14 protein-coding genes are annotated in these 15757 nt (G+C 63.3%); 6 read left to right on the top strand and 8 right to left on the bottom strand.

Annotation, left to right across the window (positions count from 1 at the left end):
• Nucleotides 1-49 precede the first annotated feature (49 nt).
• The gene (locus LOY37_RS16720) at nt 50-1258 is read right to left on the bottom strand and encodes an MFS transporter (protein ID WP_258715319.1); all 1209 of its coding nucleotides are present in this window, start codon (nt 1256-1258) and stop codon (nt 50-52) included.
• Between the two features lie 221 nt (nt 1259-1479).
• Here LOY37_RS16720 and LOY37_RS16715 point away from each other — a divergent pair, with 221 nt between their 5' ends.
• A complete protein-coding gene (locus tag LOY37_RS16715) occupies nt 1480-2340 on the top strand; it encodes a hypothetical protein (protein WP_258715318.1) in 861 nt (286 codons plus the stop codon).
• A 41-nt stretch (nt 2341-2381) separates the two neighbouring features.
• Here the strand turns inward: LOY37_RS16715 and LOY37_RS16710 are convergent, their stop codons facing one another.
• From LOY37_RS16710 to LOY37_RS16685, 6 genes are all read right to left on the bottom strand, one after another.
• The gene (locus tag LOY37_RS16710; protein WP_258715317.1) at nt 2382-4883 is read right to left on the bottom strand and encodes a TonB-dependent siderophore receptor; all 2502 of its coding nucleotides are present in this window, start codon (nt 4881-4883) and stop codon (nt 2382-2384) included.
• Between the two features lie 86 nt (nt 4884-4969).
• On the bottom strand, nt 4970-5923 hold the full coding sequence (locus LOY37_RS16705) for a FecR domain-containing protein (protein WP_045194246.1): 954 nt from the start codon (nt 5921-5923) through the stop codon (nt 4970-4972).
• Nucleotides 5920-6450 (bottom strand): sigma-70 family RNA polymerase sigma factor, encoded by a 531-nt coding sequence (locus LOY37_RS16700; protein ID WP_258715316.1) that lies wholly within the window; start codon nt 6448-6450, stop codon nt 5920-5922. Before LOY37_RS16700 ends, LOY37_RS16705 begins: the two co-directional genes overlap by 4 nt.
• Nucleotides 6451-6538: 88 nt before the next feature.
• On the bottom strand, nt 6539-7792 hold the full coding sequence (locus LOY37_RS16695; RefSeq protein ID WP_258715315.1) for an OprD family porin: 1254 nt from the start codon (nt 7790-7792) through the stop codon (nt 6539-6541).
• 132 nt (nt 7793-7924) lie between these two features.
• A complete protein-coding gene (locus tag LOY37_RS16690) occupies nt 7925-8455 on the bottom strand; it encodes a cytochrome b (RefSeq protein ID WP_045194240.1) in 531 nt (176 codons plus the stop codon).
• The gene (locus tag LOY37_RS16685) at nt 8452-9498 is read right to left on the bottom strand and encodes a catalase family peroxidase (RefSeq protein ID WP_258715314.1); all 1047 of its coding nucleotides are present in this window, start codon (nt 9496-9498) and stop codon (nt 8452-8454) included. The genes LOY37_RS16690 and LOY37_RS16685 overlap by 4 nt, the downstream gene beginning before the upstream one ends.
• Before the next feature lie 131 nt (nt 9499-9629).
• Between LOY37_RS16685 and LOY37_RS16680 the strand changes: the two genes are divergently transcribed.
• From LOY37_RS16680 to LOY37_RS16670, 3 genes are all read left to right on the top strand, one after another.
• The gene (locus tag LOY37_RS16680) at nt 9630-10139 is read left to right on the top strand and encodes a sigma-70 family RNA polymerase sigma factor (RefSeq protein ID WP_258715313.1); all 510 of its coding nucleotides are present in this window, start codon (nt 9630-9632) and stop codon (nt 10137-10139) included.
• Nucleotides 10136-10885 carry an anti-sigma factor gene (locus tag LOY37_RS16675; protein ID WP_045194234.1) on the top strand — a complete coding sequence of 250 codons (750 nt, stop codon included), beginning with the start codon at nt 10136-10138 and terminating at the stop codon, nt 10883-10885. The genes LOY37_RS16680 and LOY37_RS16675 overlap by 4 nt, the downstream gene beginning before the upstream one ends.
• Nucleotides 10886-10960: 75 nt before the next feature.
• Nucleotides 10961-11296 carry a DUF2790 domain-containing protein gene (locus LOY37_RS16670; RefSeq protein ID WP_258715312.1) on the top strand — a complete coding sequence of 112 codons (336 nt, stop codon included), beginning with the start codon at nt 10961-10963 and terminating at the stop codon, nt 11294-11296.
• On the opposite strand, the gene LOY37_RS16665 is transcribed toward LOY37_RS16670, so the two are convergent.
• Nucleotides 11241-12155 carry a LysR substrate-binding domain-containing protein gene (locus LOY37_RS16665; RefSeq protein ID WP_258715311.1) on the bottom strand — a complete coding sequence of 305 codons (915 nt, stop codon included), beginning with the start codon at nt 12153-12155 and terminating at the stop codon, nt 11241-11243. The genes LOY37_RS16670 and LOY37_RS16665 overlap by 56 nt on opposite strands.
• A gap of 121 nt (nt 12156-12276) precedes the next feature.
• Here LOY37_RS16665 and LOY37_RS16660 point away from each other — a divergent pair, with 121 nt between their 5' ends.
• Together LOY37_RS16660 and LOY37_RS16655 are read left to right on the top strand one after the other, a co-directional pair.
• On the top strand, nt 12277-14790 hold the full coding sequence (locus LOY37_RS16660) for an autotransporter adhesin family protein (protein ID WP_258715310.1): 2514 nt from the start codon (nt 12277-12279) through the stop codon (nt 14788-14790).
• Nucleotides 14791-14895: 105 nt separating this feature from the next.
• Nucleotides 14896-15738, top strand: coding sequence for an SDR family NAD(P)-dependent oxidoreductase (locus tag LOY37_RS16655; RefSeq protein ID WP_249744422.1), 843 nt, complete (start codon nt 14896-14898; stop codon nt 15736-15738).
• The last annotated feature ends 19 nt before the right edge of the window (nt 15739-15757 follow it).

Here is a 15757-nt window from a genome sequence, read left to right as displayed (position 1 = left end):
TTGGGCGAGGCATTAAAACACATTCGAACCGGCTTTAGCGGCCCACCTGTTAGGCGGGCTTTTTCGGCTGCGGCCACAGCCCGACCAACAACAGCAGCGCCGCGACAATCAGGTACGGCAGGCGCGGATCGACGGCGTAGATCAGGGTCCCGGCCAGCGGCCCGATGACCACTCCCAGGCCCTGCACGGCGCCGATGGAACCGGCCGTGGCGCCTTGCTCGGAGGCGTCCATGGCGTTGGCCGCCAGCGCCGAAAACGCCGGGAACACCCAGCCCATGCCGCAGGCCGAGAAAAAGAAGCACGCCCACAGGCCCACGGCGCTGGTGGCCAGGGCGCTGGCGGCAAAGCCTGCGGCGGCGATGCTGGCGCCGACGCGGATCATCCGCAGCGGTGGCCATTCGAGCTTGCGCACCAGGATCTGCGCCAGAATCAACGCCACGCCGACCATGGTCAGGGCGACGCCAGCGGTTTGCGCAGCATCGGCCGGGGCCATGCCCAGGCGGTCGAGGGCGAAGAAACCGACGGTGATCTGCGCCACCGACACGCTGAGCATCGCCACGAAGGCTACCAGCAGTGGCCGGCGCAGGCGCGGGTCGGCCAGGCGCACCGGCCGTGGCGGCTGTTTGAGGTGCAGTTCCTGACGCTTGAGCTTGAGCAGCAGCACCACAAACGCCAGCATCGGCAGCACCGCCATTACATAGAACGGCAGGCTCAGGCTGAAGCGCGCCAGCACCGCCGCCAGGGCCGGGCCGATGACCAGGCCGAAAGCGTTGGCCGCCCCCAGCGAAGCCATGGCCCGGGCGCGGTGCCGGGGTTCGATATTGTCGGCGATCAGCGCCGCGCCACCGACCGGCAACGCCGCGTAAAAAGCGCCAATCAGGCCGCGGCCCAGCACCAGCCCGGCAAAGGCCAGGGCGGCGCTGGGCAGCAGGTGCAAGGCGGTATCGAAGAACAGGCACAACGCCCAGTAGGCGACGGTGAAGCCCGCGGTGCCGAGCAGCAACACCTTGCGCCGCCCCAGGCGATCACTGGCGCGGCCCCAGGGGCGGGCCAGAAGCATCCAGATCACCCCGGCAACCGTTACCGCCGCGCCGGCTTGCCAGGTGGCCAGGCCGAGGGTGCGGGCAATCGGGCCGATCAACGAGACGAAGGCCATCATCGCCATGGTGCAGGCCATGTTGGCCGCCAGAAGCGGGCGCAGATCGAAGGTGGAGCGCTCGGGGGAGGCGAGCACGGCAGGGTCCGTTGCAGTGGTCATGGGCTATCCAGGGCAGGTGAGCATGCAGGGTATTGTGCCGTAGGAACGCGTTTGGCAGAACAGTTGGCAAGTAAATAATAATTATTTACGGGTCGTGATGGGCTGTCGAACACTGTTGACGACAACCAGGTACCTGGCATTTCTGCCAGTATACCTAGGAGTTTCACCGCACCTACTCTAACGCTGTCAGCCACCCGGCTCGACACTTAGAGGATTAGGTGATGAAAGACTTAGAGTACGCGACAATTGCTTCGGCAACTGAACTTCTCACGCAACCACCCGCGCCGCAGAGCACCCCGCATTTCCACGCTTCGCTGCATATCTGGAATGAAACATACGAAATCCGTGCCCAGACGTTCGAAGTTAACTACGGTTTCGACGGAGTCTTCTTGATCGCCAGGGGGGGGCTTCAACCGGTGCTTATTAACATCCCGTTTGCCTGCATTCCAAACTCGGGACAGTATCAGTTCAATTTACACCCAGGTTCGGATGTTGGTATCTGGCTGGGTGGAACCCGGGTGCCTATCGAGCAGGGTACGCTGACAGTTGATGTAAAACTGACGGACCAGGCGTTGATTGGTTTTTATGCCGGATGTTTTTCAAGCGTGTTGACCGATGGGAAATCAACATTCGAATGTCCTGATTTTCTCTTCACCAGCCGAGAACGCGATGCCGCGCAGGCCCACTCGTCGCGTGCGGGCAGCCGCTCAGGCAATGAGTTCAATGGCACCTGGAGTGTGGGTTACAGCAAAACAGCGCTGGTTGCCAATTCGTTCTCGTTGACGAGCGATGCTGAAGGTGTCTACTTGGTGTTTCAGGCCCGGGTACCTGTTTTGATAAACATTCCCCACCATCGCATTCCGGTCTCGGGATCGTACTCTTTTGATCTGGCAAAAACAGACGACATTCGGGTACTGCAAAATGGCGTTCTGCGTTTGCCGTACGGAACGCTTGATGTCACTGTCAACAAACGCGACGATTCGCAGTATCTACGGATGGAGGGCAGTTTTCGCGCGCGCTACGCGGACCTGATTTCTTCGATTGTCTGTGATCGTTTCGCCATCAGTTCGCGTGAGCGGTAGTCGGCGACGTGATCCACGCCGCCGACTGCTTTATTGCCTGTTTAGAAATCGCCCTTGAGGGTCACCATGAAATTGCGCGGTTCACCATAGAAGTTGCCCCAGGCCAGGGCGCCGACGCTGGAGTAGTAGTGCTTGTCGAACAGGTTGTTGCCGTTGACGGCAATGCTCCAGTTATCGTCCAGTTTGTAACCCACGCGCGCGTTCCAGATCGCATAGCCGGGCTGTTCGGTTTTCGCCGCGCGGTCCTGGTAGTGGTTGTCGCTTTGCGCATTGACCCCGCCGCCCAGGCTCCAGCGTTGCAGCGGGCCGTCCAGTTGGTAGTCGGCCCAGACCCGCAGCAGATGGCGCGGTACGTAGCTGGCGGTGAAGGTGGCGTCCTGGCTGGTGCTGTTGGTCTTGAGGTACTCAAGCTCGGTGTAGGTGTAGCCGGCCAGCACCTGCAGGCGTTCGGCCAGCTCGCCGCTGAGCTCGGCTTCGAAGCCCTGGGCGCGGACCTTGCCCTTGTCGCTGTAGCAGTAACCGTCGGAGGAGCCGGCGCACACCGAGTCGTAATCGGCTTCGGCGCGGTGCGCCTCGATGGTGCGGAACAGGTTGAACGCCGCGTTCAGGCCGCCATCGAGCCATTCGCCCTTGATCCCCAGCTCGTAGTTGGCGCCGGTCTTGGGCTGCAGCGGGCTGCCCTGGGCATCGGTGTAAGTGCCTTGGGGCTGGAAGATGTCGGCGTAGCTGCCGTACACCGACCAGGTCTCGTCCAGATCGTAGATCAGTGCGGCGAACGGTGTGACCTGGCCGTTTTCCTGGCTGCGGTCGTGCTGCCAGTAGTCCCAGGCCTGGGTGTAGGAGTCGCGCTGGCTGCGGTACCAGCTGACCCGGCTGCCGAGCACCAGGGTCAGGGGTTCGGCCAGTTTCAGGCGCAAGGTTGCATAGGTGCCGATCTGCCGGGTGTCGCTTTCCACCGGCAGCGGGCCGCCACGGTAGGAGGCCGTCTGGTACAGGCTGTCTGGCGGCTTGGGAATGTCGCGGTCGGGGGCGAAGGGGTTCATGGTCACGCCCATCAGCTGGGTCATATTGATCAGCGCGTAGCTGTCGCTGCCCTTGGCCCGGCTGGCGTTGGCGCCGACGATCAGCTCGTGCTCCAGGCCCCAGGCGGTGAATTTGCCGTCCAGATAGGCATCCATGCCGTAGTCGTGCTGGTCGTAGTCGAACACGCCGGAGTACAGCTGGCTGTTGGCCGAAGTGCTGCCGACCGGCACGCTGCCCAGGGTCATGGCGTACTGCATGTCCTGGGTGTTGTGGCTGTGCATGGCGGCGACTTTCAGCAGCCACTGGTCGTTGAAGTGGTGGGTAAGGTCGGCGAACAGGTTGACCCGCTGGCTTTCCCAGCTGTTCCAGGTCGCGCCCAGGCAGGTGGAACGCGACAGTTTCAGGTCCGAACCATCGCTGTAGCGTGGCAGGCCCTGCCAGCAGGGGGTGGCATTGAGCTTCTCGTAGGCGGCGCCGATGCCCAGGGTGGTGGTGTCGTTGAAGTCGTAGTCGAGGGCGCCGTAGACCACCTGGTCGTCGCGCTTGCCCATGTCGTAGAAGTACTGGCGGTCCTGGCCGGCGACCACCAGGCGGCCGCGCAGGCTGCCGGATTCGTTCAGCGGGCCGCCGGTATCGAGCTGGGCGCGGTAGTTGTCCCAGGAGCCGGCTGAAAGGCTGACACTGGTGGCGGCCTTTTCCTGCCCGCGTTTGCGAATGAAGTTGACCCCGCCGGCGGAACTGCCCGAGCCCTTGAGCATGCCAGCGGCGCCGCGCAGCACTTCGACGCGGTCGTAGTAGGCCATGTCGCTGGCGAAGCTGTTGGCCTGTACATAGTTGCCACCCAGGTCCAGCGGCACACCGTCGTACTGGTACTGGCCGGCGAGCATGAAACCGCGCGAGTAGAAGTATTTACCGCCCATGGGCGAATCGTGCACGGTGATCCCCGGGGTTTTCTCCATCACCTGTTCGAGGGTGGTGAGGTTCTGCTCATCCATCATCTTGCGGGTGATGACCGTCACCGATTGCGGCGTTTCGCGCAGCGAATGCTCGCCCTTGGCGAAACTGACCTGGCGCGCGGTGAAGCTGTCGGTGGTTTCCATCGGCGCCTGCAAGGTGCTGGCGCCAATGGTGGTTGCACCCAGCTCCAGCGCACCGTTGCTGGCCGGCAGCGGGCGCAGCGAGTAGCTGCCATCGGCCTGGCGGTAAGCCTGCAGGCCGCTGCCGGTGAGGATCCGGCTCAAGCCTTCGAGCACCCCGAAGCGGCCTTGCAGACCCGGGCTGTGCAGGCTGGCAGTCAACTGCGCGTCATACGACAGGTTGACCCCGGCGGCTGCGGCAAAGCTGCCCAGCACCCGGCTCAGGGAACCTGCTTCGATGGCAAAGACCTGGCCGCTGCTGGCGCTGTCGCTCTCTGCCGCCTGGGCAACAGTGACGGGCAGCAGGGGCAGGGCCAGGGCGGCAGCCAGCAGATGGCGGCCAATCAGCTGGGGAAGGGGGGCACGGGGGAAGCGGGGTTGCATGGAAATCCTCTTCGTTCGCAAATGAGATTATTTCCTACAGAGGCGGACGAACGAAAAAAAACAGGCACCCCCCTGGCTGAAAAAATTCAACTCAGGTCGACACTGACCCAGAAGCGGTTGTAACGACGCACCTTGAGCTTGAAGGAGGTGGCCAGGGCCGACAGCGCCGCATCGCTGTCGGTGAGCGAGAACGTCCCGGAAACCCGTAGCCCTTCAAGCTCGCTGGAGTAGGACAACAGCCCAGGGCGGTAGCGGCCGAGTTCGTCGAGCAACTCGCCCAGGCGCCAGTCCTCGACGATCAGGTGCCCACCGGTCCAGGCCGCTTCGCTGCTGGCGACGGCCTGCGCGGCCTGCACCGCATGGCTGTCGAACTGGCAACGCTGACCGGCCTCGAGGCGTCGTGCCGGGGCCTGGCGCGGGTTGATGCGTACCGCATGCTCGAACACTTCGACCCGGCTGGCGGCCTCGCGCTGATCAACGCTGAAGCGCGTGCCCAGGGCTTCGACCAGGCCCTCGGCGGTTTCCACCCGCAACGGGCGCTGGCGGCCGTCTTTGCCGCTAGTAAGAAAAATCCGCCCGTGGCGCAGGCGAATAAGGCGTTGCTGATCGTCGAAGCGGATGTCCACGGCGCTAGCGGTGTCGAGCACCAATTGGCTGCCATCGGCGAGGCGCAGGTGACGGATTTCGCCGGTGGCGCTGTGCTCATCTGCCAGCCACTGCTGCGCCGGCTGGCTGCGGTAGCTGGCCCAGCCACCGAGGCCAAGGCCGCTGGCCAGCAGCAGGCCTTTGAGCACACTGCGCCGGGGCAGGCCCTGGGCTTCACTGCGTTGCAAGGTGTCGAAGGCCAGCGCCCCCGGCACACTGGCCAGGCGCCCCTGCAACTGCTCGACCCGTGCCCAGGCCCAGCGATGCTCTGCGGCGCTGGCCAGCCACACCTGCCAGGCCTGCTGCAGTTCGGCCGGGGCATCGCCGGCGGCCAGTTGCACATGCCAGCGGGCGGCGGCTTTGAGGGCCTGGCGTTGGCGTTCGCGGTCAGTCATGGCTGGGCATCGAAGGCGAGCAGCAGGCAGCGCTCGGTGGTTTTGATCAGGTACTTTTTCACCGTGGTCAGCGACACGCCCAAGGCAGCGGCGATTTCCACGTAGGTCATGCCCAGCCAGTTGGCCATCAGAAACGCCTTGCGCGCCTTGGCGCCACAGCCGGCCAGCAGTTGGTCGATTTCCCGCAGGGTTTCCAGAATCAACACCTGCTCTTCGGTGGAGATCTGCTCGGCTTCCGGCTGCGCGGCCAGGGCTTCGAGGTAGGCGCGTTCCAGTTGCTGACGGCGGAAATGATCGATCATCACCCGCCGCGCCACGGTTGCCAGGTAATTGCGCGGCTCACGCAGCAAGCGCACCAGCTCCAGCGCCTCGGAAGAGGCGAGGATGCGCACGAAGGTGTCCTGCATCAGGTCGGCGGCGCGCTGCGGGCAGCTCAGGCGCCGGCGCAACCAGTGTTGCAGCCACACGTGATGGTGCTGGTAGAGCTGGCCGAGCTCGGCATTGGGCGGTGACGGCGGTGCGCTCATCCTGGCTGCATCCCGAAAAAATGATGCAGATGATAAGCATTCCCAAAAAACTAATAAAGGGTTGTTTTCACACTGCCGCCACCCGTGGTTACCAGAGGGCCAGGGTATAGCCGACGATCAGGCGGTTCTCGTCGATATCGGTGGTCAAGCCGCCGCTGGAGCGGAAGGTGGCATTGCGCAGGCGCACACTGACATTCTTCAGCGGCCCGCTTTGCACCACGTAGGCAATGTCGGTATCGAGCTCCCATTCCTTGCCGCCGCTGACACTGGCGGTCTCGATATGGCTGCCGTTGACGTAGCGGGTCATGAAGCTCAGGCCCGGCAGGCCGAGGGCGGCGAAGTTGTAGTCGTAGCGCGCTTGCCAGGCATCGGTCTCGGCCTTGGTGAAGACGTTGACGGTGACCAGGTTGACCGAATAAGGGTCCAGGCCCGGGTAGGCAAAATCGCCGTCGCCAGAAAGATTCTGGTAACCGAGGCCGAACTTGTGCGCGCCCACGCCCAGGGTCAGCATGCCGTTGAAGAAGCGGTTGTCGATCTTGCCACCATCGACCCGTGAGGTTGCGCGCAGGTCGTGGCTACCCTGTTCGCGGGTGTCGAAGTAGCGCAGGTCGCTGCGCAGGTTGATGCCTTCGGCCAGGGGCAGGTCGTGGACCAGTCCGGCGTAATGCTGGCGGTAGATGTCCTGCATTTGTGCGTAGTAGTAACTGACGGCCAGGCGCGGGTTGATCGCGTAGGTGCCGCCGGCCAGGTCCAGGTGGTTGCTTTCGACCCCGGCATAGCTCATCTCGTCGTTGCTCGAGGAGTCGCGCAGGTTCTGCTTTTCCAGGCGACCGAGGTTCAAGGTCAGGCCGTCGATGTCTTGCGAGGTCAGCAGGCCGCCGCTGTAGGTCGAGGGCAGCAGGCGTACGTCGTTGATCGCCGCCACCGGCAGCATCGGTTGCAGGGTGCCGAGCTTGAGGGTGGTCTTGCTGACGCGCAGCTTGGCGGTCAGGCCCAGCTCGCTGTAATCGTCGACCGGCTCCTGGCTGGCGCCAAAGGGCAGCAGGCCGGTGCCACGGCGGTCGCGGCTGGAGTCGAGCTTGACCCCCAGCTCACCCAGGGCATCGAGGCCGAAGCCTACGGTGCCTTCGGTAAAACCCGACTCCATTTTCAGGATAAAACCCTGGGCCCACTCCCGCGCCTGGCTCTGCGGCGCACCGCTCTGGCGAAAGTCGCGGCTGAAATAGAAGTTGCGCGTCTCAAGGCTGGCCTTGCTGTCCTTGATGAACTCGGCCTGGGCCAGGTAGGGGGTGAATGCGGCGCACAGGCCGGCACTCACCGTCAGCGAACGGGGCAGAAGCATTAGGGCTACCTTTCTTGTTGTTGTGTGTGGCGGGTGCCAGGTGTCTCTGCCTATATTGTTAACATATTATCTTTATTTTTGAATAGACCTCTTTAGGGTGGAAATGGCCAGGAATGAAAAATAATTAAGATATTAATCCTTGGGTAACGGCCCCGGCCACATGCTGCGCAGCACGCCATCACGGCGGATCAGCCCGTGCACCAGCGCTGCGCCCAGGTGCACCAGCACGGTGGCAAACAGCACATAGGCCAGCCAAGCGTGGGCCTGGCGCAGCAGGGCATACAGCTGCAGGTCGTGGGGCAGCAGCGCCGGCAGTTGCAACGGCAGCGGGTAGCCACCGGCAGACTGCATGCCCCAGCCCAGCAGCGGCATCGCCAGCATCAACCCGTACAACAACAGGTGCGAAGCCTTGGCCGCCCAGCGCTGCGGTGCTGGCACGTCGGCGGGCAGCGGCGGGTGCGGCAGGCTCAGGCGCAGGCCGATGCGCACAATCACCAGCAGCAACAGCGCAAGGCCAATGGCCTTGTGCAGGCTGATCAACCAGGTATGGCGCGGCGACAGGTCGCTGACCATGCTCACGCCCACAAACAGCATGGCCAGGATCAGCACGGCCATCAGCCAGTGCACGGCGCGGGCCAGGGGGTGGAAGGCAACAGGTTTCATGGGCGGGCTCCCAGCTGCGCGGCTTCACGGGCGCGACGGTTGAAGGATTCCGAGTAGGCCGCCGAGCGGGCTGCGAGGATCGGGTCTGCGGACGGCCGGATGCCGCTCGGCAGAATCAGCGGGTCGAAGTTCAGGTCGCGACAGGCGCCTTGCTCCGCGGCATCGACCTGGTCGATCACCAGGGTGCCGGCGTTCACCGTGGGCCGTTGCGCGGGCCAGGGCTGGCTGGGGTCATCGACGGCATCGCCGGCTTCGGCCAGGGTCAGTTGCAAGGTCCAGCGCAGCGGGCCCTGGCCCAGGCGCTGGCGCAGGTCGTGTTGCAGGTAGTCGCGATCATCGACCTGGGCCGGCAATGCGGCGAACGGCGTTTGCGGCAGCAGGCTCCAACGCACGAAGCGGGCCTTACCAGCGGCGTCGATCAGGGCAAAGGCATTGATGCTGTTGTAGCTTGAGTTGGCGAAACTGTCCGAAGCTTTGTAGTCCTTGGCCCATTGGCGAAAGGCGGCGCTTTCCGGATGGGCGGCGAAAAACGCCTGCAGGCGCGCTGGGTCCGGTTTGCCGGTGGCCGGGTCCGGGGTCATGGCCAGTACCTGCTGGTAGAAGGCTTCGGGCGTGCCTACCGCCAACACCGGCGGGGTATTCATGCCGGTTCGCCACAGTTGGCCATCGTCGCTGCTCAGTTGCAGCGCCAGGCTACGGGTCGGCACGCTGGCATCGGCGCTGTGGGGGTTGGCGCCGCCGATGGCGAAGCGGCCGATCACCGGCACCCGGGCCTGGCTGAATGCGCGCGCGGTGGACAGCTGGGCCGCCGCGCCGCTGCTCTGGAAGTAGCCGCTGACGCACAGGCCCTTGGCGTGATTCTTACGGTAGCCGGGATAGTGCCCGGCCTGGGCTTCGAAGGTGTCGATAAAGCGCTTGGGGCTCAGGCGTTCGGCGCCGATCCAGCCTGCGGTGTAGGCAAAGCCAGCGGCCAGGGCCGCCAGCCCGAGGCCAATGGCAGCCAGGCGCAGAGCGCGGGGGCGGCCGTGTAACGGAGTGCTCATGGCGGTGATCCGGGTCAGTGAATGAGCCGGTACGACGCCGGTCGCAGAAATTTATTCCAACGCCCGGGAATAATTCTTCACCGCCAGCGTCTGCCTCGTACACTGATCGCCTACAGGCCAAGACTGCGGCAATGAACGAACTAGACGACGAGCAATTGCGCGAAATGCTTCAGCGCCTGCGCCGCTTCGCCCTGTGGCTGACGCGCGAGGCCAGCAGCGCCGATGACCTGGTCCAGGCCACCGTCGAGCGCGCCTTGAGCCGCCGCGGGCAACAGCGGCAAGAGGGCAGCTTGCGCGCCTGGTTGTTCTCGATCCTGTACCGGCAGTTTATCGACGGCAAACGCCGCGAACGCCGCCAGGCGCGCTGGCTGGCCTGGTTCGGCAGTGGCGAGGAGGCGAGCAGCAACACCGAAGACATCGTTGTTGCCCAGTCGGGCCTGGCGGCGTTTGCGCAGTTGCCCACCGAGCAGCGCGCCTTATTGTTGTTGGTCAGCGTCGAAGGCCTGAGTTACAAGGAGGCCGCGCTGGCCCTGGATGTGCCGATTGGCACGGTGATGTCACGCTTGTCGCGCGCCCGTGCGGCCATGCGCGAACTGGCCGAGGGCAACACCCCGCCCGCGGCGCTGCGGAGGTTGAAATGAGCTTGATCCCGTCTGATCACGAATTACACGCCTATGTTGACGAGCGCCTGGACAGCGAGCGGCGCCGGGCGGTGGAGCTGTACCTGGCGGCCAACCCCGAACAGGCGGCGCGGGTCGAGGCCTGGCGCAACGATGCCCGCCAGTTGCGCGCGGCGCTGTCCGGCTTTGCCGGGCAGGCGCCCAACCCGCGCCTGGACCCGGCCAACGTACGCCGTGAGCTGCGCCGTCGGCGCCAGCGGCGCTGGGCCAGTGCTGCGGTGCTGCTGGTTACCCTGGGCATCGGCGGCCTGGGCGGCTGGCAAGGGCGCGAGGCGATTCTGCTGGCCAGTAACCCGCCGATGGCTGATGCCGTGCAGGCCCATCGGTTGTTCGCCGACGCCAAGGCCCTCGACCTCAGCGCCCAGGACCCGGCGCGCCTGCAGGCCTGGCTGGGCCAGCACTTTGCCCATGTCGGCAACCTGCCGGACCTCTCGGCCTACGGCTTCACCCCGGTGGGCGCGCGGCTGCTGAGCAACGAGCAGGGGCCGGCGGCGCTGCTGCTGTTCGAGGACGCCCAGGGTCAGCGGGTCAGCCTGTTCTTGCGCTCGCCGGGTGAGCACTACGTGCGCATGCCCAGTGGTGAGCGCACCGACGGCCAGTTGCAGGCCCGCTACTGGTCGCGAGGTGACTACAACTACGCCCTGGTCAGCGCCGCGTCTGACAGCCGCGGTGAGCAATTGCGTCAGGCCCTCGGTATCACTTTGTAGCTGGAATACCATTAGCGGCGTAAGCTCGAAACCGTTGTTCCTGTTGTCATTTCACTTCATTCGAGGTATCCGCCAATGAAGCGCATGCAAGGTTTGGTAATGGCCGCAGTGGTTCTGCTGGCCGGCCAAAGCGCGCAGGCTTCGGCACCAGAGGTAAAGGATGCGCGTCTGGTTGCCCATGAGCAGGCAGTGCAGGCCTATGCAGCAAGAACCGGCAAGAGCGTCCCCACTATCCAGGACTTTACCTACGGCAAATCTGTGGATGTCGCCCGTCTGATCGAACAGACGCCCATGGCCCGCGGCTGCGAAGCGGCGCCGATGCTGATGACCTTCGAGGACTCCAGTGGCCAGCTGGTTACCCTGCGTTATCGGCTCGAAGGTCAGTGCCCGCATTTTCAGTCAACGCGATAAAGCGCCCCGGCAGCGGCGAGGGATCGTCGCTGCGCCACATCAGGTACAGCCCCAGGCGCGGGCTGGCCTCGCGCAAGCGGCAAAAGCGCAGCCCTGGCTGGGCATTGGCCTGGGCGGCTGCGGCCGGCACCAGGGCGATGCCGAAGCCGCAACCGACCAGGTTGATCAACGTTTGCAGCTGCGCCGCCTGCTGGCTGATGCGCGGGTAAAAACCCGCGCTTTGGCACAGGTCGAGCAGTTGCTGGTGATAGCCTGCGCCCAGGGCTTGTGGGGTGAAGACAAAATCTTCATCGGCAAAATCCGCCAGGCTGACAGCCGCTTCGCCAGCGCGCGGATGCTCACTCGGCAGTGCCAGCAAGATCTCTTCTTCCAGCAACAAACGGCTGCTCAGGCGTTCGCTCATCAGTGGCAACTGGCGGACCACGGCAATATCCAGTTGATCATCGAGCAACTGTTCGACCAACTGCGCCGACGACCCTTGTTGCAGCTCCAGCTGTACCTTGGGCCAGTCGCTGCGAAACTGCTTGAGCGCCTTGAGCAGCAGCGGATAGCCCGCCAGCGCCAGGCTGCCGATACGCAGTTGGCCGGCGATGCCTTCGGCGACCTGGCGTGCCTGGACGATGCCGTGCTCCAGGGTTGCCAGGGTCGCCCGCGCGGTATGCACAAAGCTCGCGCCGGCGGCCGTCAGCGCCACGCCTCGGGAGTGTCGGGTAAACAGGGCAAAGCCCAGGCGCTGCTCAAGCCGGGCGATGGCCTGGCTCAGCGGCGGCTGGGCCATGTGCAGACGCTCGGCGGCGCGGTGAAAGTGCAACTCCTCGGCCACGGCGATGAACTGGCGCAGCAGGCGGGTTTCGATCACGGAGCGTGTCCTTGAATCAGAGCAGTTGGCGATTATGCCTCACTCGCAAGAGTGTCATATTGATGGCATGCGAGGGTTTCTCTAACATCTGTCTATTTTGGCCGGTGCAGAGAGAGGGTTGATGAAAGCTACAGGGAGGTCGCTGAGCGATTTCGTCGATTTGAACTCGGCGGAGGAATCTTTATTGGCAGCGTGCCGCGACGGTGAGGTTGTCCGCATTCTCGAGCATCGTCCTGTCAGTGCTGAAGATGGCCAGTGCGTACGCGCAGAACTACTCAGATTCCTGTTGTTGGGTGGGGATGCTGCTGCACCGGCTCATGAACGCGGTGTTCGTCTTGAGGGCGTGTGCATCGAGGGGCAGCTGGATCTGAGCGGAACTACGCTGGCGTATCCACTGAATTTGGAGGATTGCTTGTTTGAGCACGCCCCGGATTTCACCGACGCCCAGGTTTGCGGGACGCTGGTACTGGCCAACTGTCAAAGCCCGGGCCTGCGGGCAGACCGACTCATCACACGCGGTGCCTTGGATCTGAGCGGGTTTCGCTCCAGTGACAGAATCGATCTTGAAGATGCCCAGATCGGTGGCGGCTTTTGCTTGAGCGGCGCCGACCTGAATGGCAATGGCGCTGATGCCTTGCTGGCCGATCGGGTGGATGTACGGGGCGCACTATCAATGGACGACGGTTTTAAAAGCCGTGGCTGCGTGTCATTTGAAGGGGCGCGTGTCTCTGGGCAGATCAACTGTCGAGGGGGGCGATTCAATGGCAAGGGCGGGGTTGCCCTGGTCCTCGATCAGGTTGCCGTGAATGCGGATGTGTACTTCAGCGAAGGGTTTCGCTCTAAGGGAACGGTCAGATGCGTTTCGATGAAAACCCAAGGTGCCTTGGATTGCTCCAATGCCAAGTTTGACGGCAAGGGCAATGAAGCATTGATCCTGGACTCTGCGCACATCAACGGTAGCCTGTTTCTGACACAGGCTGCTCATGCAAAGGGGACCATCCGGTGTCTCGGGGCCAGGATCGAAGGCCAGTTCCAGCTCACCGGGGCCAGGCTGGACGGTCGCGGTGGGTATGCGCTGGGCGCCGATGGCCTGCAGGTCAAAGGCGATATCACCATCGGTGAGGGATTCACCGCGAACGGCGCAGTCCGTCTGGTTTGCGCGCGTATCGAAGGGCAACTGAGCTGCAGGGGCCACTTGAAGGCTACTCACGGAACTGCATTGTCTGCGGACGGAATAGTCGTCCGCGGAGGAGTGTTTCTGGTCGATGGATGCGTGATGGTGGGACAGGTACGGTTTATTGCCGCGCAAATCATCGGGCAATTCAACTGCAGGGGGGCTGAATTTGATGGCAATGGAGGCGTTGCCCTGACTGCCAGCAATCTTGTATTGACTGGAAATGCATTGCTCACCAGCGGGTTCAAGGCAAAAGGTCTGGTCCGCTTCAATAGCGCACAAATTGAAGGTGACCTGATCGCCAGGGACGCTGTTCTCGAGGGTGACAAGGGGCATTCTCTCATTGCCTCCGGTGCGGTGATTACCGGGACAGTCAACCTGGGGAAAGGGTTTGATGCACGGCGCTCGGTAAACTTCTCACGTTCCAGAATTGCCGGCGACTTCAATTGCGAGGGGGCTTGCCTGAGCGCAGAGCAAGGGCGAGCGCTGATCCTTGATGGCGCACAGATAGAAGGCACTCTGGCACTGCGTAACATTGCCAGGAAGCTTTGCAGTTCCTCTTTCGTGGGGGCCAGAGTAGGGGAGTTGGATGATGACGAGAATAGCTGGGGGGAACACATAGCGCTCAACGGCCTGGTCTATAAAGCCCTTTCTGCACGAGCACCTGTTTGCCCTGTGTTCAGGGCTGATTGGTTGAGTCGTCAAGTTCCGACCCTGCGGCGGGTTGGGGATGTGATGGATGCCGAGAGCAGTTTTCGCCCGCAGCCCTGGCGGCATTTGCAGAAAGTACTGGGGGAAATGGGGCATACCGAGCAAGCGCGGGAAATGGGTATTGCCTACGAACAGAAACTACGAGAAATCGGCCATGTCAGCCAACCTGCGGCACACTGGTATCCTTGGGTCCGCACCCTGTATTCCGGCTTTGGTAGAGGCTTGCATTTCCTTTACGGAAAGCTGACCGGTTTTGGCTACAGGCCCATGCAGCTGTTGATCTGGTTTGTCTGCATTTGGTTGTTCTGCGGGGGTTTCTACTGGTATGCGGCTTTGCAAAAAGGGGTGTTCGCACCCAGCAATCCGATAGTGTTCCAAAGCGACAGTTATCTTGAATGTCGGCCTGATCGCGCAGATGCCTGGCGCAAGCTAAATCCAGGCAGTCCACTCCCAGCCAGTTACCGTGGTGAAGGCAACTGGTACCTGTGCCAAACCCTGCGTGAGGAATACACCGGCTTCAGCCCCCTGGCCTATTCCCTGGATGTACTGATGCCCCTGGTCGACCTGCAGCAGGAGTCGGACTGGGCGCCGCTAGTGCCGACACCCAAGCAAGGCTATTGGGACGAGTTCACATCATTTGGCTGGAAGCATTTCGTGCGCCTGCTGATCTGGTTCGAAATTTTGGTTGGCTGGGGTATCAGCTTGCTGATGGTTGCCATCGTCTCCGGCCTGGCGCGCCGCAGCGAGTAGTGCCCGGGGGCCGCCGATATCCCACGGATATCGGCGGCCCTGTTCGATAGTATTCAACTTTGCAGCGCTGACTGGCTAGGCTGAACGGCCATCAGGAGACTGCTTGTGACCCCATTCAGAACCGTACTCATCACCGGCGGCGCCCGTGGCCTGGGCCTGGCCTATGCCCGCGCCCTGGCACAAACCGGTGCGCAGGTGGTAATCAGCGACCTTGGCACCGACCGCGAAGGTTGTGGCCACGATGCTTCGATTGCCGAGGGCGCCGCCGAACTGTTGCGCAATGAAGGCCACCAGGTGATTGGTCACAGCGCCGACCTTGGCGATGAGCAAGCGTGCCGACAGTTGATCAGCAAGGTGCTCGACACTTTCGGCGGCCTCGATGCGCTGATCCATAACGCCGGCTGGGTCGGTTACCAGAACATCGAAGACTGCAGCAGCGAATTCATCGAGCGCGCCCTGGCCATCAACGTGCACGCGCCGCTGTGGTTGAGCAAGCACGCCTGGCCGGCGCTCAAGGCGTCTGGCAGCGGGCGTATCGTGCTCACGACCTCGGACCGGGCCATGTACCTGCGCCATGCGCAAACCGGCCTGGGTGCCTACGCCGCCGGCAAGATGGCGCAACTGGGGATCATGAACGCCCTGGCCGCCGAGGGCGCCGAGCACGGGATTGCCGTCAACGCGATTTCGCCGGTGGCGCGCACGCGCATGTGGGGTCAGCAGGGCGAGCCCGAAGACCTCAAGCCCGAGTGGGTTGTGCCCGGGGTGTTGTACCTGGCCTCGGCAGACTGCCAGGACAGCGGCTACATCCTGCGTGCCAGCAACGGCCAGTTCTGCGCCACGCGCTTCGAGGAAAACCCGCAGGTGGACTATCCACGCGAGCTGCGCGGGGTGTCGGCCAGCACCGTGCGCGAGGTGCGGCAACGCTGGCAGATGATAAAAGCCATGTAATAGCGCTTGGTTTGCATCA

The sequence above is a fragment of the Pseudomonas sp. B21-012 genome (assembly GCF_024749305.1).
Classification (GTDB): Bacteria; Pseudomonadota; Gammaproteobacteria; order Pseudomonadales; family Pseudomonadaceae; genus Aquipseudomonas.
This window is presented reverse-complemented; position numbering and strand designations above follow the sequence as displayed.

Coding starts and splice junctions, on each gene's coding strand:
- LOY37_RS16680 (WP_258715313.1), top strand. CDS start 9,630: ATGAACGAACTAGACGACGAGCAATTGCGCGAAATGCTTCAGCGCCTG.
- LOY37_RS16690 (WP_045194240.1), bottom strand. CDS start 8,455: ATGAAACCTGTTGCCTTCCACCCCCTGGCCCGCGCCGTGCACTGGCTG.
- LOY37_RS16710 (WP_258715317.1), bottom strand. CDS start 4,883: ATGCAACCCCGCTTCCCCCGTGCCCCCCTTCCCCAGCTGATTGGCCGC.
- LOY37_RS16685 (WP_258715314.1), bottom strand. CDS start 9,498: ATGAGCACTCCGTTACACGGCCGCCCCCGCGCTCTGCGCCTGGCTGCC.
- LOY37_RS16675 (WP_045194234.1), top strand. CDS start 10,136: ATGAGCTTGATCCCGTCTGATCACGAATTACACGCCTATGTTGACGAG.
- LOY37_RS16660 (WP_258715310.1), top strand. CDS start 12,277: ATGAAAGCTACAGGGAGGTCGCTGAGCGATTTCGTCGATTTGAACTCG.
- LOY37_RS16670 (WP_258715312.1), top strand. CDS start 10,961: ATGAAGCGCATGCAAGGTTTGGTAATGGCCGCAGTGGTTCTGCTGGCC.
- LOY37_RS16715 (WP_258715318.1), top strand. CDS start 1,480: ATGAAAGACTTAGAGTACGCGACAATTGCTTCGGCAACTGAACTTCTC.
- LOY37_RS16695 (WP_258715315.1), bottom strand. CDS start 7,792: ATGCTTCTGCCCCGTTCGCTGACGGTGAGTGCCGGCCTGTGCGCCGCA.
- LOY37_RS16705 (WP_045194246.1), bottom strand. CDS start 5,923: ATGACTGACCGCGAACGCCAACGCCAGGCCCTCAAAGCCGCCGCCCGC.
- LOY37_RS16700 (WP_258715316.1), bottom strand. CDS start 6,450: ATGAGCGCACCGCCGTCACCGCCCAATGCCGAGCTCGGCCAGCTCTAC.
- LOY37_RS16720 (WP_258715319.1), bottom strand. CDS start 1,258: ATGACCACTGCAACGGACCCTGCCGTGCTCGCCTCCCCCGAGCGCTCC.